This is a genomic window from Trebonia kvetii, from assembly GCF_007827045.1.
In the GTDB taxonomy this organism is placed as follows: Bacteria; Actinomycetota; Actinomycetes; order Streptosporangiales; family Streptosporangiaceae; genus Trebonia; species Trebonia kvetii.
In genome coordinates, this window is record NZ_RPFW01000002.1 from 127,543 (window position 1) to 146,816 (window position 19,274).

The following is a 19,274-nucleotide window of genomic DNA, read 5'->3' on the forward strand; positions in this document are numbered from 1 at the left end:
GGCTAGCGTCGTCCCATAGCGGGCGGCAACGGTGCCGCCGTATCCGTGGAGGCGACGATGCCGTACGTCGAAGCGAACGATATCGAGGTCTATTACGAGGTGCAGGGCGAGGGCGAGCCGCTTGTGCTCATTCCGTACCTGGCCGCCGACCAGGCCTGCTACGCGTTCCAGGTGGCGGACTACGCCAAGCGGTTCACCTGCTACACCGTGGACCTGCGCGGCGCCGGCCTGTCGGGCAAGCCGGAGGGCCGCTACAGCACGGAACTGTTCGCCGACGACGTGGCGGCGTTCATGCGCGCCGCGGGGATCGGCCGTGCCCACGTCAGCGGTCTGTCCCTGGGCGCGGCGACCGGACTGTGGCTCGCGGCCAAGTACCCGGACCTGGTGAAAACGCTGTCGCTGCACAGCTGCTGGACCGCGTCGGATGAGTTCCTGCGGGTGGTCGTCCGCGGCTGGCAGACCGCGGCGACGGCTCTGGGCAACACCACCGACATGGTGATCCAGTCCATCTTCCCGTGGTGCTTCACCCCGGAGCTGTACGCGGCGAAACCGGAGTACATCGACGGGCTCGCCGACTTCGTGCGCGGCCGTCCGATGCCGCCCATCCCCGCCTTCCTGCGCCAGTCGGACGCCGTGATCGCGCACGACGCGACGGGGATACTCGGGCTCATCGAGGCGCCTGCGCAGATCACCTTCGGGCGGCATGACGCGGTGACCTCCACCCGGTTCGCGGGCCCGCTCACCGAGGCGATCAAGAACTCCGAACTCGTCGTGTTCGAGGACTGCTCGCACGCGCCGATCTACGAGAACGTGACGGAGTTCAACGCGAAGTCGCTGGACTTCCTAACCCGCCACTCCTAATGGGAGTTAGCCGGGTCAGTCCCGCGTAGAACACCAGCCCCGTGAGGAGCGGGAGTTCGCAGGGGTGCAGACTCGGTCCGGCAGCCGCTGGCGGGTGAGCACTGCACACCCCCAGGAGCACGTGAGTCCTAGGGTTAGACCGTGCCCCTGCCAGTGAGTCCGGGAGACATGACCGCTGTTGGGCTGTCGTGCCCGCCGTTCGCGGCGTGAGCACTGATCCATTAGGGTGCGAGCCGTTCTCCCGCAGGCTGCCGTGGCCGGTCGTTTCGTGGTCGTGATGCGAGGAGAACTGAGACGTTGCTGTTCGTCGGGGATGACTGGGCCGAGGATCACCACGATGTGGAGATCCAGGACGAGACGGGCCGCAAGCTGGCCGCCCGGCGGCTGCCGGAAGGCGCGGCCGGGATCGCCCGGCTGCATGAGCTGATCGCCGCGCACCTGGGCCAGGACGGCGATCCCGGCGAGGTGGTCGTGGCGATCGAGACCGACCGGGGACTGTGGGTGCAGGCACTGACCGCGGCCGGCTACCAGGTGTACGGGCTCAACCCCAAGCAGGTCGCGCGGTTCAAGGAACGCTACAACCTGTCCGGGGCCAAGAGCGATGCCGCCGACGCGCACGCCCTGGCCGACATGGTGCGCACTGAGCGGCACCAGCTGCGTGCCGTGGCTGCCGACACCGCCGCCGGGCAGGCGATCAAGGTGGTCGCCCGGGCGCACCAGACGCTGATCTGGGAACGCACCCGGCATACCCTGCGGCTGCGCTCGGCGCTGCTGGAGTTCTTCCCCGCCGCGCTGGCGGCCTTCGCCGGCCTGGGCCTGACCGGCGCTGACACCCTGGAGCTGCTGGCCCGGGCCCCTGATCCGGCGGCCGCGGCGAAGCTGACTCTCGCTCAGGTCAGCGCCGCGCTGAGACGGGCCCGCCGCCGCGACGTGCCCGCCAGGGCCGCCGCGATCAAGGACGCGCTGCGCGTCCCGCAGCTGGCCCAGCCCGCCCAGGTCACCGCCGCCTACGCCGCGGCCGTGCAGGCCGCCGTCGCCGTCCTGACCGTGCTCAACGAGCAGATCGCGCAGCTGGAAGCCCAGGTGGAGGCACATTTTCTGCAGCACCCGGACGCTGAGGTCTACCTGTCCCAGCCCGGCATCGGTACCGTCAACGGCTCCCGGGTGCTCGCCGAGTTCGGGGACGCGCCCGGCCGCTACGCCTCCGCCAAGGCCCGCAAGAACTACGCCGGCTCCAGCCCCATCACCCGCGCATCCGGGCGCAGCAAGGTCGTCCTGGCACGGTTCATCCGCAACGACCGGCCAGCCGACGCCCTGCAGTCCCAGGCCCTCTCCGCGCTGAGCGCATCACCAGGAGCCCGCGCCTACTACGACAAGCAGCGCGCCCGCGGCCTCGGCTACAACTCCGCACTCCGCCAGCTCAGCAACCGCCTCGTCGGCATCCTGCACGGCTGCCTGAAGACCGGTACCCGCTACGACGAGGCAACCGCCTGGCCAGGCGCCGCAAACACCGAACCCCTCGCAGCTTGACATCTAAGCCCTTGGGATGTCTAACCCGGGGCGCGACGAGCAGGCTCTGCGCGCCGATGCCGACCGGGCCGTCGAAGTCGGAGAGCACCGAGTTGGCGAGCCCGGCGCCGCCGGGGGAAACCGCGGTCTGCGCATCCAGGCAGATCCACTCGCCGACCGCCTCCCTGTGCAGGTGCACGGTCAGCTCCGGGTTGATGAAGTGCCAGCGCTTCATGTCGAGTTCCCACGAGATGCCGTTGCCGTTGTCGGCGACGATGAGCACCCGTTCCAGCGGGCTCGGCTCTTCGTCGGGGACCAGAGGATAGCGCATCCGGGCCCAGACGGTGGCGGGGCCCGGCTCGCGGAAGCTGCCGCGCACCGCCCGCCACTCCATGGCCGACAGGAATCCGTCCTTCACGGCGCCGAAGGCGGGAATCGTCGGCTGCTCGGGCAGTTCGCTTGTCACGGGGAGCCGGGAGGGGACCGAGGCGCCGTCGGCCCGCAGCACCCGCCAGGCGCTGGCCCGGGCGACGTCGCGCCCGCCCGCGTGCAGGGCCGCCTCGAGCAGTTCGACGCTGCGCCCCTGACGGGCCACCCGGGCACTGACGGTTAGCTCGCCGACTGGGATCGGCCCGAGGATCTCGCAGGTGAACCGGGCGACGATCATGTCCGCCCGCGGCTCGCAGCGCTGCATCGCACGGCCGAGCAGTGCGCTCGGCGGCCCACCGTGCTGCGCGCCCGGATCCCACGGTCCCCTGGTGCGGGCCGTCGCCAGCCACTTGTCATCGCCGAGAGGCACGAAAAAGCTGTCCGTCACGCCTGAATGCTACGGTGGCGATGGAGTTCCCGGCTGGCCAGATGGGCGGCCGGGGCGGAGAGCGGGGCTGAGCGTGAGCGATCGTTACCTGGACTATTCGGGACGCGCCGACCGGATCAGCGGCGGCGCGCGCCGCATCCCCGTGCAGACGCCGCGCGGCGAGTTCACCGTGTGGACCAAGCGGGTGGGCAACAACCCGGACCTGAAGGTGCTGCTGCTGCACGGCGGCCCCGGGGCCACGCACGAGTACCTGGAGGCGGTCGACAGCTTCCTGCCGGGCGCGGGCATCGAGTACTACCACTACGACCTGCTCGGCTCCGGATTCAGCGACCAGCCGGACGAGCCTTCGCTGTGGGAGCTCGACCGGTTCGTCGACGAGGTGGAGCAGGTGCGCCAGGCGCTCGGCCTGGCCCGCGAGAACTTCGTCCTTTACGGGCAGTCGTGGGGCGGCATCCTGGCGATGGAGTACGCACTCGCGCACCAGGAGCACCTGCGCGGACTGGTGATCTCCAACATGATGGCGAGCGCGCCTGACTACACCGCCTACGCCGAGCAGGTGCTGATGCCCGAGATGGACCAGGGCGTGCTCGCGGAGATCAAGGCGCTTGAGGCGACGGGCGACATCGAGAATCCGCGCTACATGGAGCTGCTCGTCCCGCACCATTACGAGCTGCACACGCTGCGGATGCCGGCCAAGGACTGGCCCGAGCCCGTGGTGCGCGGCTTCGCGCACATCAACCAGAAGATCTACGTGCCGATGCAGGGCCCGAGCGAGCTTGGCATGAGCGCGGACGCGAAGCTCGCGCGCTGGGACCGGGTCGCCGACCTGCATACGATCGAGGTGCCGACGCTGGTCATCGGCGCCCGCTACGACACGATGGACCCGGCGCACATGGAGATGATGGCGGGCCAGCTGCCGGCCGGCCGGTACCTGTACTGCCCCGAGGGCAGCCACCTGGCAATGTACGACGACCAGGAGACCTACTTCGATGGCCTGATCGCGTTCCTGCGTGACCTGCCCGCGCGTAACGCGTAACGCGTAAACGCGGTCGGCTCCTCGGCGGGGGCATCCAGGCCGATCGACCGCCGGAACTCAGGAACGCCCTGCACGGTCAGTTCGTGCTCATAACGGACGAGACCGCCGCGCTCCAGCACGATGCGGTGCAGGTACGCGGGCTTGCCGAGCCGGTTCACCCGCTCCGTGCCGTTGTCGACATAGCCGGTCTTCCTGCTGACGGCGAGCGAGGCGGGATTGTCCTGGAATGCGCTGGAGGTGATGTACTCCGCGTCCAGGTGATCGAAGATGAACGCGCAGATCACCTGCCGCATCGCCGTGCCGATGCCGCGCCCCTGGAACCGGCGGCTCAGCCAGGAGCCGGTCTCGCCGCCGCGCACGATGAGGTAATCCTTCGTGCTGAATCCCTGGGCGCCCACGAGCTCACCGTCGTAGCAGACCGCGAAGTCGGCGGTCCACGCGGCGGGGGAGAAGCTGGCCCGCTTGCCCCAGTGGTACTGCGCGACGTTGCGCGGCATGTCCGGAGCCTCGGTCAGCGACCAGGGGAAGGTGAACGGCATGAAGTCCGGGTCGTGGATGCCGTCGATCGCCAGCTGGGCGAGCGGTCCGAGCAGGTCGTCGGTGATGCCCCGCAGTTCGACAGGACCCGCCGTGATCCGCAGCCCGAGCAGCGGCAGCACCGTCGCGGCCGTGTTCATCGCCTCGTTCCCCTTCCATGTGTGCCCGAGCGCCATCTGACCACAGGGGCCCGCGGGCCCGCCAGCCGATTTCCCGCCTACGATGAGGGCATGCCTACGGAGAGCCTGTATGAGCATGCTGGCGGTGACGAGGCACTGCACCGCCTCGAGGAGCTGTTCTACGACAAGGCGCTGGCCGATCCGGTGCTGCGCACGCTGTTCACCGAGCGGGTGCCCACCCACGTCGACCACCTGACCTGGTTCACCGCCGAGTCGTTCGGCGGCCCGGACCGCTTCTCCCGCGAACTCGGCTTCCAGTACATCATTGACGTCCACCGGAACCTGAACATCACTGATGAGCAGCGGGAACGGTTCGTCTCGCTGTACCTGGATGCCCTGGACGAGGCGGGCCTGCCGGACGACGCGCCGTTCCGGCAGGCGGTCCGCGGGCACGTGCAGTTCGGCGCCCAGGTGGCGCAGCGGAACTCGCGGGCACGCAGCGACGACGAATTGCACCCCATCCGCGCCGTCCCCGCCTGGGTCTGGCCCGAGTAATAATTCGGGCGAAACGTCTTGAGCGTGCTAGCCGCCGGGGCAGATGAGGCCGGTCTCGTAGGCGAGCACGACGGCCTGGACGCGGTCGCGCAGGGCGAGCTTGGTGAGGATGCGGGCGACGTGCGTCTTCACCGTCGCCTCGGACAGGATCAGCTCCGCCGCGATCTCGGCGTTGGACATGCCGCGGGCGACGAGGCCGAGCACCTCGAGCTCGCGCGGGGTGAGCGCGGACAGGTCGCAGCCGGAACCGGCGGCGGTGCCCGGCTTGCCGGTTCCGCGGCTGGCCGTGCCGGGCACCGCCTCGTCCGCGGCCGGCCCCCCGGGAGAGGCGGCGAAACGCTCGACAAGGCGGCGGGTGATCGACGGGGCGAGCAGGGCGTCGCCGGTGCGGACCAGTCGCACGGCGGCCACCAGGTGCTCCGGCGTCACGTCCTTGAGCAGGAAGCCGCTCGCCCCCGCGGCGAGCGCCGCGTACACGTACTCGTCGAGGTCGAACGTGGTCAGGATGATGATCCGGGTCGGCCCGCCGCCACCGGACGCGAGGATGCGCCGTGTCGCCTCGATGCCATCCATCACCGGCATCCTGACGTCCATCAGCACCACGTCCGGCTGGTGCTCGAGGACAGCAGCCACCGCCTGCTCGCCGTCGGCCGCCTCCGCGAGCACCTCGATCCCCGCCGCCTTGAGTATCAGCCGGAATCCGCCGCGCACCAGGGCCTGGTCGTCGGCGATCACCACCGTCGGCGGCCCTGCGTCCTGCGGCTCGCTGAAGATGCTGTATTCGCTGCTCATTGGCCGGCCACAGGAATGCCGGCCAGCGGCAGCACCGCGCGGACCTGCCAGCCGCCCGCCGGCCGCGGCCCCGCCGTCAGCTCACCGCCGTACAGGGCTAGCCGTTCCCGCAGCCCGAGCAGGCCGCGCCCGGGCACCGCGCCCGGGGCCGCGCCGTCCACGGCGGCACCGCGCCCGTCATCGGCGACCGTGATCGACAGGTTCTCGCCCCAGTCGACGGTCACCGTCGCGGTCGCCGCGCCGGCGTGCCGCAGCACGTTGGTCAGCCCCTCCTGCATCACCCGGTAGGCGGCCAGGTCCTCGCCGGGCGGTATCGGCCGCGGCTCTCCGCTGACGGAGAGCGTGACCGCGAGCCCCGCGGCGGACACCCGGCCGATTAGCGCGTCGAGCTCGCCGAGCCGCGGCTGCGGACGCAGCGCGGCCGGAGCCGGCGCGGCGGAAGACGCCGCACCCGGGCGTAGGGGCGATGCCGCGCGGGAGCCGGCAACAGGGGAGCCGGCAACATGAGCGCCGGCAACGGGGGAGTCGATCGCGTCGGCGCCGTCCGCCGCCGGGCTGAGCAGGCCGAGCAGGTTGCGAAGCTCCGTCATCGCCTCACGCCCTGTCGCCTCGACGGCGAGCAGCGCGTCCTCGGCCTCCGCTTGAGAGGAGGCCATGATCTTCCGCGCCGCGCCCGCCTGGACGATCATCACCGACACGTTGTGCGTGACGACGTCGTGCAGTTCTGCGGCGATCCTCGACCGCTCGGCCGTCAGCGCTCGCTCGGTCGCGGCCCGGGCCTCGGCGTCGGCGCGGTCGAGCCGTGCGGTGGAGTCGGCGAGGCGGCGGCGCAGCACCCGGATGCCAAGCCCCGCCGCGGCGGCGGGCAGGATCGCGAAGATCGCGGTGAGCCGCCCGGGGAACCGCGGCAGCGTGTTGCCGAGCGCGGCCGCGACGGCGATGGTTGCCACGGCCACCACCGCGATCGCCAGGTTCCGGTACTTGCTGTGCGTGATCGCGCTGTAGGCGGCGTACACGGCGGTGCCGAGCGCGACCGGCGGCACGTAGGCGGCGTGCACGATGAGGATCGCGGCGATGATGGCCAGCCACGCCGTGATGGGGTACAGCCGCCGCCCGGCCAGCGGCAGCGCCGTCATCGCGGCGGCGAGGATCATGACGGCCGAGGCGTGCGTCCCCGGTGGCGGCAACAGCATCTTGACAGGCACCAGCATCCGGGCGCCGAACGGGCTCACCAGCTCGATCGCGCCGGGGCCCGGCTTGATCACCGCCTGCGTCAGCGAACGTTCCGCCATCTCATAGACAGCGCCGACCGCCGCGCCCACGGCGACCGCGGCGTCAAACGCGAGCGCCCAGCCCGACGGCTCGGGCTCGCGTGCTTCCGCCCTGCCGAAGAAGGCGAGCAGCCTGCGGATACGTCCTGTCACCTCATCATTGTGGCCGCTAATCCCGCCAACAGCATCCACCGATGTGCGTATACCCGGCTACATCCGGAGGATGACGGGCGGACGGGAGTCAGCCGAATCCGTTAGAAATGATCAGTACTCAGAGTGACGCGCACCACAGCAAGGCGCCGCTAGCTTCGCCTCATGGACACCCTCGTTCAGCTAGAGAACGTCACCAAGCGCTACGACGGCGCCGCCGCGGCCGCCGTCGACGACGTAAGCATGCGGATTGACGCCGGCGAGGCGGTCGCCATCATGGGGCCGTCCGGCAGCGGCAAGTCGACGCTGCTCAACGTCATCGCCGGACTGGACCGGCCCACCAGCGGTGCGGTCAGAGTCGGCGACGAACGGGTCGACATGCTCAGCGAGGCCGGTGCCGCCCGGTTCCGCCGCAAGCAGGTCGGGATGATCTTCCAGTTCTTCAACCTGCTCGACGACATGACGGTGAGCGACAACGTGCTGCTGCCCGCGCAGCTAGCTGGGGTGAAGGCGCGTGAGGCGCGGCTGCGGGCCGACCAGCTGCTCGGCACGCTCAAGATCGGACACCGCCGCGACGCCTACCCGGCCCGGCTGTCCGGCGGCGAGCGGCAGCGGGTGGCGATCGCCCGTGCGCTGATCAACCGCCCGTCGCTGCTGCTCGCCGACGAGCCGACCGGCGCGGTCGACTCCGCCACCGGAGACGAGATCGGCGCGCTGCTCCTCGAGCTGAACGCGGCCGGGCAGACGCTTGTGGTCGTGACGCACAGTCCCGAGCTCGCCAGGCGGTATGCCAGGCGGGTCATCCACATCGCGGACGGCAGGGTCGCCTCGGACACGGCGGTCGCGGCGTCATGAACGCGGTGATCCGCGCCGCCCGCGGCGGGCTTGGCGGCCGAAGGCTCCAGACCATCATTATCGGCCTCGTCGTCCTCGTCGCCACCGCCGCGTCCACGCTCGCCCTCGGCATGCTCGTGGACGCGCACAGCCCTTTCGACAACGCGTTCGCGGCGCAGCGCGGCGCGGACGTGGCCGTCACCGTGGACACTTCCGCCGCCTCGGCCGCGCAGCTGGCGAACGCCGCGCACGTGCGGGGCGTCACCGCCGTCGCCGGGCCGTTCCCGAGCCAGAGCGTCACCGCGCAGGTCAGCATTCCCCAGGTCAACGGCACGATCGGGGTCCCCTATACCTTCGTCGGCCGCTCTTCGCCCAGCGGTCCCGTCGACGACCTCACCCTGCAGCAGGGCCACTGGCCGACGAACGATAACCAGGTCGTGCTCTCGGTGAACGCGGGCGGACCCGGCCAGGTCGGCTCCTCGATGACCGTCGGCGGCCAGACGCTGACCGTCGTTGGCATCGCGAACTCGGTGACCAACACCGCCGACGGCTGGGTGCTGCCGTCCGAGATGGGCGTCCTTGCCAAGAGCGGCAGCGCCGTCGGCCAGGCGGAGCTGCTTTACCGCTTCGCGTCAAGCGCGAGCAGCGCCGACATCGCCGCCGACATCGGCGCCGTCACAGCCGCACTGCCCAAGGGCGCGGTCCTCGGCACGGTCTCCTACCTGGCCGTCCGCCAGTCCGAGCAGTCCAACGTGGCGCCGTGGGTGCCGTTCATCATCGCGTTCGGCGTGATCGCGCTGGTCATCTCGGTGCTGATCGTCGTCAACGTGGTCGGCGGCGCGGTGGTCGCGGGCACCACGCGGATCGGCGTGCTCAAGTCGATCGGCTTCACCCCGGCCCAGGTGGTCGGCTGCTACGTGCTGCTCGTCGCGGTTCCCGCCGTCATCGGCGCGATCGCCGGGGTGGTCTGCGGTAACTTGCTCGCGACGCCGCTGTACCGGCAGAACGCGCAGGTGTACCAGGTCGGTGTGCTCGGCGTGCCGTTCTGGGTTGACGTCGCGGTGCCGCTTATCGTCATGCTGCTCACCGTCGCCGCGGCGGTCGGCCCGGCGTCACGGGCCGGGGCGATGTCCGCCGTGCAGGCGATCGCGACGGGCCGCGCGCCGCGGCCGCGGCACGGGTTCCTCGCCCAGCGGGCGCTCGCCCGGCTGACCGGCGTACCGCGCCCGGTCACCCTGGGCCTGGCGACACCCGCCGCCCGGCCGGGCCGCACGCTGGTGACGGTGGTTGCGGTGCTGTTCGGCGCGGCGGCGGTGACGTTCGGCGTGGGCCTCGCGTCGTCGCTGAACCGCGTCTACAGCGACCTGTCGGACGGGGTGCGGCTGCCGGTGCAGGTCAACGCGGTGCCGCCCGGCGGAACCGCCGATCAGGGCGGGCAGGGCGGCCAAGGCGGCCAGGGCGGGAAGCCAAGCCAGACCCCGCCGCGCGTATCCGGCAAGCCGCCGGGCGGCAAGAAGATCACCATCGTCGGCCAGCAGCAGCTGACTGCGGCGCAGCGGCACGCCATCGTCACGGCGATCGACGCCCAGCCCGGCACGCTGCACTACCTGACCGAGCTTGACGACAACCTGAACCTTCCCGGCCTCACCAACTCAAGCAACGGCGTGTCGGTCACCGCCTACGGCGACGCCGACCCGGCCCGGTCCGGCCTGCAGCTGATCTCGGGGCGGTGGTACTCGCAGTCGCCTGGCGTCCGGGAGGTGGACGTCAACACGCTGTTCCTCACCGACACCTCGCTGGCTGTGGGCGACACCTACACGATGATCAGTGACGGCCAGAAGGTCACCGCCATGATCGTCGGCGAGGTTTTCGCGGCGGGCAACGACGTGAACATGTTCATGTCGCCTGCTACGCTCGCCGCGATAGACCCGGCGGCCAGCGGCACCGGCTCGTACCGTGTCTCGCTCAAGCCCGGCGTCAGCGCCGACAGTTACGCGAGCAGCCTCGGCGCGGCGCTCGGCGACGGGTACAACGTCGGCACGCACGGCGGCGACAGGGCGCTGATCGCGATCACCACCCTGATCGCCATGCTCACCCTGCTGATCATCGCGGTGGCCGGGCTCGGCGTGCTGAACACGGTCGCCCTGCAGATCCGCGAGCGCGCCCACGACATCGGCGTATTCAAGGCCCTCGGCATGACGCCGGCGCAGGCACTCACCATGGTGGTCTGCTCGGTCGCCGTCACGGGCCTTGTCGCGGGCATCGTCGCGGTCCCGGCCGGCATCCTGCTGCACCACAACGTGCTCCCGGCGATGGCCCACGCGGCCAACTCCGACCTCCCGGGATCCGTCATGTCGGTGTTCTCGCTGCCGGAGATGATCGGCCTGGCCTTGGCGGGGCTGGTCATCGCGGTCGCCGGCGCCCTGGCGCCCGCCTCATGGGCCGCCCGTTCCCGCACCGCCGCGGCCTTGCGCACCGAATAAACACCCGCACACCGAATAACAACCCGCTCATCCCGAACGGCGAACAAAAAAGAGAGTTCGTTCATGCTCCGCCCGGTCCCGCGCCCCTACCCTCCCCCGGCGCGGGGCCGGGCGGTCGCGGTTCACGGACCGATATGCAGGTACGGAGCCCAGAGGTCTTAACCCGGAAAGCGGGTGGGGAAGACCTGCCCGCGGTGGGCATGCTGCACCGTGACGACGCGAGCGGCGCAGTGGGGAAGCCGCTCACCGCCCGAACGGAGGACTGTCAATGACACCGGACCTGGCCGGACAGACCGTGGTGCTGATCGGCGGCAGCGCGGGCATCGGGCTTGAAACGGCCCGCCGCGCCCGCGCCGAGGGTGCCGACGTCATCCTCACCGGCCGCGATCCCGGCCGGCTCGAGGAGGCGGCGGCATCGGTCGGCGCGGCGCGGACCGCGGCGTTCGACGCCACTGACTCGGCGGCGCTTGCGGCCTTCTTCAAGAGCCTGGACGCGCCGATCGGCCACGTGCTCGTCACCGCCGCGGGCCCGCGCTACGCGCCGCTGCTCGAGATGGACCCGGACCAGGTGCGCGACCTGCTCAGCGACCACGTGGCGCTCGGGCTCGACGTCGCGCGCAACGCCGTCGCCAAGATGCGGCCAGGCGGCACGCTGCTGTTCATGGGCGGCACCGGCGGCCGGCGGGTCGGTCACGGCCTCGGCATCGTTTCCGCCGCGACCGCCGCGCTGCCGCCGTTCGTCGCGGCGCTCGCGCTCGAGATCGCGCCGGTGCGGGCCAACCTGATCGCGGCCGGCTTCGTCGACACGCCACTGTCGGCGACGCTGCTCGGCGACAAGCTCGAGGAGCGCAGGGAGGAGCTGCGGCGCACGCTGCCGATCGGCCGGGTGGTGACCCCCGCGGACGTGGCCGCGCTCGCGGTTCACCTGATGACCAACACCGCCCTCACCGGCGCGACCTACGACATCGACGGCGGGCAGCAGTTCGTCTGGTGAGCCAGCGGGCCGCGCCGCGCTTGACATTATGCAGGTAATTACCTGCATAATGAAGGCGTGAGTTCCGAAGCGACTGCGCTGGACCAGGTCTTCAAGGCGCTGGCCGACCCGACAAGGCGGCTGCTGCTCGACCGGCTGCGTGAGCGCAACGGCCAGACCCTCGGCGAGCTATGCGAGCGCCTCGAGATGGCCCGCCAGTCGGCGACGCAGCATCTCGAGGTCCTCGTCCAGGCCGGCCTCGTCACCGTCGTGCGGCGCGGCCGGGAGCGGCTGCATTACCTGAACCCGGCGCCCATCCACGAGATCGGGGAGCGCTGGATCTCCGCGTTCGACGAGCCCCGGCTGCGTGCGCTCAGCGCGATCAAGAACCAGGCAGAGGAGTACGGCATGACCAGCACGACCGTTCCCATCTACGTGTACGTCACCTACATCCGCGCGACGGCGGAACAGGTCTGGGAGGCGCTCACCGACGCGGACCTGACGGCGCGGTACTGGGGGCACGCCAACGTCTCCGACTGGCAGCCGGGCTCGCCGTGGGAGCACCGGCGCACCGACGGTTCCGGCGCCGTCGACGTCGTCGGCAAGGTGATCGCGACCGAGCGGCCGACGCGGCTCGTCATCACCTTCGACGACGCCCCAGACAGCGAGCCGTCCAGGGAGCCGTCGGTTGTCACCTTCCTCGTCGAGCCGCACCAGGACATCGTCCGGCTCACCGTCACCCACGAGAACCTGCCCGACCAGGAGATGCTCGGCGGCATCTCGCGCGGCTGGCCGGCGGTGCTCGCGAACCTCAAGTCACTGCTTGAGACCGGCGACGTGCTGCCGCAGGCGCCGTGGGAGATGTCTCCCGCCCATATCTGACAGGAGAACCGATGGACACCACCCCGCTGCGGGACGCCTACGACGCGTTCCTCGACGCGGCCGCCCTCGTGACACGCTCAGGCGCCGTGAGCGACGGGCCGCCGTCCGGCGAATGGGACGCCGCGCAGATTGTGGCGCACGTCTCGCTGATCAGCGCCGCCACCATCGCCGCCGCCTCCGCGGTCGCATCCGGCGTCCTGGCCACCTACGACAACCGCACGGCGCTCGATCCGTGGCGCATCGACCGCGTCATCTCGCTCGCCGGAGGCAGTGCCGGGCTCGCCGATCGCATCCGCAGCCAGGGCGACGCGCTGTGCGCGCACGGCGGGCCGATCCTGACGGAGCCCGAGCTCGACACGCTGCTGCCCACCCTGCTGCTATCCAACGCCAGGTCCTGCTCGACCAGCCAGTGCCGCTGCGGGACATCTTCACGGGCCTGGCCAGCGTCGAGCTGCCCGGGCACACCAAGCAGCTGCTCGCCCTGCTGTGAGGGCACCGCCTGGAGCCACGGCCGCGATCCCTGCGGGCGGAGCTGAGGGGCACGGGGGAGCCGCGAACCCGTTCTGGATCATGCCGATGGTGACCGGCAGTAACGCGAAGCGACGGATTCCCGTGCGGGACCGGCGTTGTTACGCTTGCTGCGGGAGGCGGTCGCATGGACACGTTCGCAGGCAAGTTCGCCGTGGTGACCGGAGGCGGCTCCGGCATGGGCAGGGAACTCGTCATCCAGCTCGCGGCGGAAGGGTGCGCCGTCGCGGCGTGCGACGTGCGCGAGGACACCGCGCGAGAGACGGTGGCCCTCGCCCGCGCGGGCGCGCCTGACGGCACCAATGTCACCGCGCACGCGTGCGACGTGGCCGACGCGGCGCAGGTGGCGCGGTTCCGTGACGACGCGCTCGCCGCGCACGGGGCCGATCACGTGGACCTGGTGTTCAGCAACGCCGGGCTCGGCGGCGGCGGCAGCTTCATCAACGACCCGCCGGAGATGTGGGAGCGGGTGTTCGCGGTCGACTTCTGGGGCGTGTACCACTGCGCCCGCGTCTTCCTGCCGCTGCTCATGCGCAGCCCCGAGGGCGTCCTGGTCAACACGAGCAGCGTCAACGGCTTCTGGGCGTCGCTCGGCGCGGGCGTGCCGCACACGGCGTACTCCACCGCCAAGTTCGCCGTGAAGGGGTTCTCCGAGGCGCTCATCGAAGACCTGCGGATCAGCGCGCCGAACGTACGCGTGGCGCTCGTCATGCCCGGCCACATCGCCACCAACATCGTGGGGAACTCGATGATGGCCTTCGGCGTGCCAGAGGCAGACGCCAAGGAAGCGAACCAGGGCTTCTACGACAGCGCGCCGCTGTCCGCGGCGGGCGCTGCGACGATCATCCTCGACGGCGTGCGCTCCGGGGCCTGGCGGATCCTGGTCGGCGAGGACGCGCACCGCCTCGACCAGTACGTCCGCGCTCGCCCCGAGGACGCCTACGACTACGAAAAACTGGCCGCGGCGACGAGCGGCGCCGACGGAGAAGACATGTCGAGGGCGGCCGCCGAGTGGTTCGCCGACGTGGACCTGCCGCGGGCTCTAGGCACGCCGGATGAGTGAGATGACGCGGCCGGTGGTCCGGGTCAACGACGGTATCGTGCGCGGCAAGGCGGAGCGGAACGTGTGCGCGTTCCTCGGCATCCCCTACGCGGCGCCTCCGTTCGGGGTCAACCGGATGCGGCCGCCCCAGCCGGTCACGCCGTGGCAGGGCGAGCGCGACGCGACGGCGTACGGGCCGACGGTGCCCAAGGGGGACTACCCGCCGCAGTACGAGCGGCTGTTCCCCGAGGTGGTGATCGGCGGGGACGAGTGCCTGAACCTGAACGTGTGGACGCCGGACCCAGGCGCGGCGGGGCTGCCCGTACTCGTCTGGATTCACGGCGGGTCGTTCATGAACGGGTCGGGCTCCGTCCCCGAGTACGACGGCACGGCCTTCGCCAGGGACGGCGTGGTGTGCGTGACCATTAACTACCGGCTGGCCGCCGAGGGCTTCCTGTTCCTCGACGACCCCCTTGGCGAAAACACCGCCAATCTCGGCCTGCTCGACCAGCTCGCGGCGCTGCGCTGGGTGCGGCACAACATCGCGGCGTTCGGCGGCGATCCTGCCCGGGTGACGGTCGCAGGGGAGTCGGCCGGGGCGATGAGCGTGACGACACTGCTGTCGATGCCGCTCGCCGATGGCCTGTTCGCGCAGGCCATCGCGCAGAGCGGGGCCGGCGCGCACACGCTCACCACCCAGCAGGCGCGCACGGTCGCCGGCTACCTGGCCGACGCGCTCGGCGTCCCCGTGGACCGGGAGTCGGTCAAGGCCGTGCCGCTCGACAAGCTGGTGCGCGCCGCGTCTGACCTGGTGGTCGAGGTACAGACGGCCCCGGACCCGGCCAAGTGGGGGCAACTGGCGCTCAGCCTGCTGCCGTTCGCGCCCACCGTCGACGGCGCGGTGCTGCCCGACGCCCCGCTCGCCGGTTTCGCCGCGGGCCGCGGTTCAAGCGTTCCGCTGCTGATCGGGTCGAACGTTGAGGAGGCGCGGCTGTTCTTCGTCGCGCCAGGCACGATCGATCTCATCGACGAACCGACTCTGGCCGCGGGCGCGGGCGCGTATGGCCTTTCCGCGTCCGGTGTGGACACGTACCTCGCTAACCGGCCGGGCGCCAGCCCCGGTGACGTGCTGGCCGCGGTGATCAGCGACTGGTTCTTCCGCGTGCCCGCGATCCGGGTGGCCGAGGCTCGTGCTCGTGCTCGCGCCGCCGTTTCGACGGGGGCGGGAACCTGGATGTACCGGTTCGACTGGCCCGCGCCGCAGGCCAACGGCGGACTCGGCGCCTGCCACGCGGTCGAGATCCCCTACGTCTTCGGCACCATCGACCGGCCGACGGCACGCGGCCTGGTCGGTGACGCGCCCTCAGCAGCGGTCGCGGACCGGGTGCACCGGGTCTGGGTCGACTTCATCGCGCACGGAGACCCCGGCTGGGCGCCCTACGACACCGACCGCCGCACCACCGGCCTGCTCGCCGAGACGGTCAACGCGGTCGACGACCCGGCCGGAGACGAGCGAGCGCTCTGGGACGGCATCCGCTGACCGTCCCGCTTGATCGGGGTGAGCGCGGTCGGGGTGAGCGTGACCGGGCGGGCGGACGTGCGCAGCGAGGACTATCGCCGCGCCGATGACCGCGCCGAGGACGGTCTCGATCGCGCGGTCGTGCAGCAGCGTCCAGGTGCCGACCGGCTGCGCCAGGGTGCCCATCGCCAGGGCGAGCGGGGTCAGGAAGATCACCGCGAGCGCGTAGTTGCGCCCGACGCACAGTTCCGTCGCGGCCTGCAGGACCGCGATGACCGCGATGAGCATGGGAACCGGCAGGTGCGGGGCGAGGATCGCCGCGGCGGCGAGGACTCCGGCGAGCGTGCCGGCCACCCGTTGCACGGCACGGGTGATTCGTGCCGTGGTGTCCGCACCGGTCACCGCCGCCACGGCGGCGACCATCGACCAGTACGGGTGGCCGATGCCGGCCGCGGTGGCGGCGGCGCCCGCGAGCAGCACTGCCACGGCGTAACGGGCAGCGTGCCGCCACTGCCAGCGGGGCTGGGCTGATGCCGGCTCGGCTGGCACTGGACGGGCGGTTATTAGCTGGGCTGTCGCATGCCGGGCTATCGCTTGCGGGGCGCTCCCTTGCCGGGCTGTCGTTTGGCGGGTACCCGGGCGGAACCGTCCTGCCGTGCCGATCGCCGCCGCGAGCAGGGCCGCGCCCGCCGCGACGGCGAAAGCGACCGAGATGTCGCCGGAGGACATGGCGCGGGTCGCCAGGGCCGCCGAGCCGAAGACGATGAAGAGCGGGCCCACGGGATGCCAGCGCAGCCGGACCGCGTCGCCGGCCAGCGAGCCGGCCGCTGCACAGCAAGCGACAACGATGACCGCCAGCCAGCGACGACCGGGGGAGCAGCCCACGACGGTGCCGATGGTGACCGCCAGGGTGAGCGCCGCGCCAGCCTGGAGCTGCATCCGCAGCCGCGCCCGATGACCCAGGTCGCGGCCGTAAAGGCTGGCGAACGACCCGAAGGCGGCGTACGGAGACCAGGCGAGACGGCCGACGAGCCACAGCACGAGCAGCGGCATGGCCACGGAAATCCCGGCGCGGACCGCGACCCGGTGCGCGCCGGCTGACGAGTTGGCCCGGACCAGATGACGCGCGCCGGGCAGCGCCGCCCGCAGGCCTGCGGCGGGAAAGGGCAGTGTCGTCACGCAATTTAGTTTACCAGTGTACTAAGTATTTTACTAGTGAACTAAATGCTTCACAGGTGTATCATCCCGGCCATGGCGCGAGAAGGCGATGCGGTGGACGCGATCACCCGGCAGTGGCAGGCGCTGCGTCCCGGTCTTGACCTGAGCACGCTGGAGCTCGCCGCCCGGCTGCTGCGGGCAGCCGCGCTCATCGACAGGGAGACCGGAACATTCCTTGGCGAACTGGGCCTGAGCCGGGGAGAGTTCGACGTCCTCGCCGCACTGCGCCGGGCCGGCACGCCGCAGACGCCGGGGTCGCTGCGCACGGTCACCCTCGTCAGCGCGGCCGCCGTAACCAAGCGCATCGCCGCGCTGCAGAGGTCGGGCCTGGTCGAGCGCTCGCCGAACCCGGCCGACGGCCGCGGCGCGCTCATCTCCCTCACGCCAGCGGGTGAGCGGGTCATCGACGACGCGTTCCCCCATGTCCTGGCGATCGAGCGGCGCCTGCTCGGCGGCCTCTCGCCTGCTCAGCACGCGCGGGCGGTGGTGGCCCTGCGGCAGATCCTCGCCAGCGCGGAAGGCATCCCGCAGGGCGGGTAGCGGCACCGCCGGCGGCTGTACGGTATGTCGCCGACGGTACCGCGCAGGGACTTAGACCTCTCCAGGCTCCTGCACGCCAAGCGAGAACCTGGCGTTTCCCGTCTCGTCGACCTGGGCGTCGAGGATCTTGTCATCGAGGTAGCGAGCGGCTTGCGGCGCCACGAAGACGCGCGCCCCGGCCGCCTCGAGAACCTGGTCTTCCGCGTCAGGTCCTGGCACAGCCTCGACCTGGAGCGAGCTCGCGTCCTCCGGTCCCGCCACAGACGAGGAAATGCGCAGGCCGGCCGCCTGAGGAAGCTGCGGGGCGGACGTTACGGACTTGACGACCTCAGCGGCCGCTTGAGTCAGGACCAGCATGTGTTGGTCACCTCTCGTTGATCGTCCAGCAGAGGTCTGCGAGGCTAGCCGGCCAGATCACGAAATGAAAACGACGCGCTTCTCCGCCTCCGCCGCGATCCGTTCGGCAACGTCGGTGACGGGCAGGTTCGTGCCGTCGACAACGAGGTCAGCCGCCGACTCCAGCCACGGGCGCGACTTCTCGTAGTCGCTGATGTGGTCCAGGCGCCACTGACACGCCTTCGCGTCAACTTGGTCCGCCTTGATGCGCTCGGCCAGGACGTCCGAGTCGACGTGCAGCAGCACATGGAAGATGTCGAGCGCGGTCCGCTCGAAGCCCTGCGTCAGCTCGTGCCAGTAGTCCTCGCGGAGCACGGTCTGCACGGCGATCAGGTGCTGGCCGGTGAAGCTCGCGATCCTCTCGGTGAAGACCGGGACAAGTTCGCGCCACGGAGGCAGGTCCTGGAAGTCCTTGAATTCGTGATCATCGAGCGCTGTGACCAGGAGGTAGCCCACTTGTTCCGGGTCGAAATGCCTGGCGTTGGGCAGCCGGCGAACCAATTGCCTGGCCGTCGTGGTCTTTCCCGCACCGAAGGTTCCGTTGAGCCAGATGATCACGCATCGATCCTTTCGCGGCATGTCCATGCGCGGCATGTGATTAGCAGAATGGGTTCATGATCGGCGATCGATGGGGCGTGACCGAGAGCGAGGTCAACCGCTCCTACCCGTGCGACGAGTTCGTCGCCACGCCCGCGGTGCGCGCCTGGCGCGGGGTGAGGGTGGCGGCGCCCGCCGAGGCGGTCTGGCCGTGGGTGGCGCAGGTGCGGATAGCGCCCTACTCCTACGACTGGATCGACAACCGCGGCCGGCGCTCGCCACGGGAACTCGCCGGCCTTGCGGAGCCGCGCGCGGGGGAGCAGTTCACCACCGTCGGCGGGCGCCCACTGGGCCGGATCCTGTCGGTCGAGACCGGGAGGCAGCTGACCGGGACCATCATGGGCGCCTACATGTCCTACGTCCTCGTGCCCCAGGATCGCGGCGGGACGCGCCTGCTGCTCAAGGTGGTGATGGAGACAAGCCGGCCGAGAGCCTTCGGCCTGACACTCGGCGACCTGATCATGGCGCGCAGGCAGCTGCTGAACCTGAAGCGACTGGCGGAACGCCACCCTCGCCTAAATGGTTCGGCAGGCTAGGAACCGCACGGGTACCGTAAAGGCATGGACGCGTTCAGCCGCATGATGCCCCGCTCGCGGGGCCACTGACGCTGCACGC

General features: G+C 70.9%; 19 protein-coding genes and 1 pseudogene. 13 read left to right on the forward strand and 7 right to left on the reverse strand.

The features are described 5' to 3' along the window. Window positions 1-57: 57 nt before the first annotated feature. Window positions 58-861 (forward strand): alpha/beta fold hydrolase, encoded by an 804-nt coding sequence (locus tag EAS64_RS09270; RefSeq protein WP_145852535.1) that lies wholly within the window; start codon window positions 58-60, stop codon window positions 859-861. A gap of 297 nt (window positions 862-1,158) precedes the next feature. After that, on the forward strand, window positions 1,159-2,391 hold the full coding sequence (locus EAS64_RS09275; RefSeq protein WP_145850865.1) for an IS110 family RNA-guided transposase: 1,233 nt from the start codon (window positions 1,159-1,161) through the stop codon (window positions 2,389-2,391). On the opposite strand, the gene EAS64_RS09280 is transcribed toward EAS64_RS09275, so the two are convergent. After that, window positions 2,282-3,187 (reverse strand): thioesterase family protein, encoded by a 906-nt coding sequence (locus tag EAS64_RS09280; protein WP_145852536.1) that lies wholly within the window; start codon window positions 3,185-3,187, stop codon window positions 2,282-2,284. The two genes, EAS64_RS09275 and EAS64_RS09280, sit on opposite strands and share 110 nt — an antisense overlap. Window positions 3,188-3,260: 73 nt before the next feature. Here EAS64_RS09280 and EAS64_RS09285 point away from each other — a divergent pair, with 73 nt between their 5' ends. Further along, window positions 3,261-4,223, forward strand: coding sequence for a proline iminopeptidase-family hydrolase (locus EAS64_RS09285; protein WP_222849157.1), 963 nt, complete (start codon window positions 3,261-3,263; stop codon window positions 4,221-4,223). Here EAS64_RS09285 and EAS64_RS09290 read toward each other — a convergent pair. Next, complete coding sequence (locus EAS64_RS09290; protein WP_145852537.1) at window positions 4,169-4,900, reverse strand: GNAT family N-acetyltransferase; 732 nt, start codon at window positions 4,898-4,900, stop codon at window positions 4,169-4,171. The genes EAS64_RS09285 and EAS64_RS09290 overlap by 55 nt on opposite strands. Window positions 4,901-4,990: 90 nt before the next feature. Between EAS64_RS09290 and EAS64_RS09295 the strand changes: the two genes are divergently transcribed. Beyond that, window positions 4,991-5,434 carry a group II truncated hemoglobin gene (locus EAS64_RS09295; protein WP_145852538.1) on the forward strand — a complete coding sequence of 148 codons (444 nt, stop codon included), beginning with the start codon at window positions 4,991-4,993 and terminating at the stop codon, window positions 5,432-5,434. A gap of 27 nt (window positions 5,435-5,461) precedes the next feature. On the opposite strand, the gene EAS64_RS09300 is transcribed toward EAS64_RS09295, so the two are convergent. Both EAS64_RS09300 and EAS64_RS09305 read right to left on the reverse strand, forming a co-directional pair. Next, on the reverse strand, window positions 5,462-6,226 hold the full coding sequence (locus EAS64_RS09300; protein ID WP_145852539.1) for a response regulator: 765 nt from the start codon (window positions 6,224-6,226) through the stop codon (window positions 5,462-5,464). Then, window positions 6,223-7,650, reverse strand: a complete 1,428-nt coding sequence (locus EAS64_RS09305) for a sensor histidine kinase (protein ID WP_145852540.1) — start codon at window positions 7,648-7,650, stop codon at window positions 6,223-6,225. The genes EAS64_RS09300 and EAS64_RS09305 overlap by 4 nt, the downstream gene beginning before the upstream one ends. A gap of 162 nt (window positions 7,651-7,812) precedes the next feature. On the opposite strand from EAS64_RS09305, the gene EAS64_RS09310 reads away from it, so the two are divergent. From EAS64_RS09310 to EAS64_RS09340, 7 genes are all read left to right on the forward strand, one after another. After that, entirely contained in the window at window positions 7,813-8,502 is a 690-nt protein-coding gene (locus EAS64_RS09310; RefSeq protein ID WP_145852541.1) for an ABC transporter ATP-binding protein, read from the forward strand. Beyond that, entirely contained in the window at window positions 8,499-10,964 is a 2,466-nt protein-coding gene (locus EAS64_RS09315) for an ABC transporter permease (protein ID WP_145852542.1), read from the forward strand. Before EAS64_RS09310 ends, EAS64_RS09315 begins: the two co-directional genes overlap by 4 nt. A 268-nt stretch (window positions 10,965-11,232) precedes the next feature. Next, window positions 11,233-11,958 (forward strand): SDR family NAD(P)-dependent oxidoreductase, encoded by a 726-nt coding sequence (locus tag EAS64_RS09320; RefSeq protein ID WP_145852543.1) that lies wholly within the window; start codon window positions 11,233-11,235, stop codon window positions 11,956-11,958. Window positions 11,959-12,015: 57 nt separating this feature from the next. Next, on the forward strand, window positions 12,016-12,819 hold the full coding sequence (locus EAS64_RS09325) for an ArsR/SmtB family transcription factor (protein WP_246115605.1): 804 nt from the start codon (window positions 12,016-12,018) through the stop codon (window positions 12,817-12,819). 11 nt (window positions 12,820-12,830) lie between these two features. Beyond that, window positions 12,831-13,355, forward strand: coding sequence for a hypothetical protein (locus EAS64_RS09330; protein WP_222849158.1), 525 nt, complete (start codon window positions 12,831-12,833; stop codon window positions 13,353-13,355). Between the two features lie 119 nt (window positions 13,356-13,474). Then, window positions 13,475-14,410, forward strand: a complete 936-nt coding sequence (locus tag EAS64_RS09335; RefSeq protein WP_145852544.1) for an SDR family NAD(P)-dependent oxidoreductase — start codon at window positions 13,475-13,477, stop codon at window positions 14,408-14,410. Next, window positions 14,403-15,929 carry a carboxylesterase/lipase family protein gene (locus EAS64_RS09340; RefSeq protein ID WP_246115606.1) on the forward strand — a complete coding sequence of 509 codons (1,527 nt, stop codon included), beginning with the start codon at window positions 14,403-14,405 and terminating at the stop codon, window positions 15,927-15,929. Before EAS64_RS09335 ends, EAS64_RS09340 begins: the two co-directional genes overlap by 8 nt. A gap of 87 nt (window positions 15,930-16,016) precedes the next feature. On the opposite strand, the pseudogene EAS64_RS45710 reads toward EAS64_RS09340, so the two are convergent. Further along, window positions 16,017-16,961, reverse strand: a pseudogene (locus EAS64_RS45710) (FUSC family protein); the annotation flags it as partial. Between the two features lie 198 nt (window positions 16,962-17,159). On the opposite strand from EAS64_RS45710, the gene EAS64_RS09350 reads away from it, so the two are divergent. After that, on the forward strand, window positions 17,160-17,666 hold the full coding sequence (locus EAS64_RS09350; RefSeq protein WP_187365806.1) for a MarR family winged helix-turn-helix transcriptional regulator: 507 nt from the start codon (window positions 17,160-17,162) through the stop codon (window positions 17,664-17,666). 51 nt (window positions 17,667-17,717) lie between these two features. On the opposite strand, the gene EAS64_RS09355 is transcribed toward EAS64_RS09350, so the two are convergent. Next, on the reverse strand, window positions 17,718-18,023 hold the full coding sequence (locus EAS64_RS09355) for a Fe-S cluster assembly protein HesB (RefSeq protein ID WP_145852547.1): 306 nt from the start codon (window positions 18,021-18,023) through the stop codon (window positions 17,718-17,720). A gap of 57 nt (window positions 18,024-18,080) precedes the next feature. Continuing rightward, window positions 18,081-18,620, reverse strand: a complete 540-nt coding sequence (locus tag EAS64_RS09360; protein ID WP_145852548.1) for an AAA family ATPase — start codon at window positions 18,618-18,620, stop codon at window positions 18,081-18,083. Window positions 18,621-18,676: 56 nt separating this feature from the next. Between EAS64_RS09360 and EAS64_RS09365 the strand changes: the two genes are divergently transcribed. Next, the gene (locus EAS64_RS09365) at window positions 18,677-19,195 is read left to right on the forward strand and encodes a polyketide cyclase (protein WP_145852549.1); all 519 of its coding nucleotides are present in this window, start codon (window positions 18,677-18,679) and stop codon (window positions 19,193-19,195) included. Window positions 19,196-19,274: the final 79 nt, after the last annotated feature.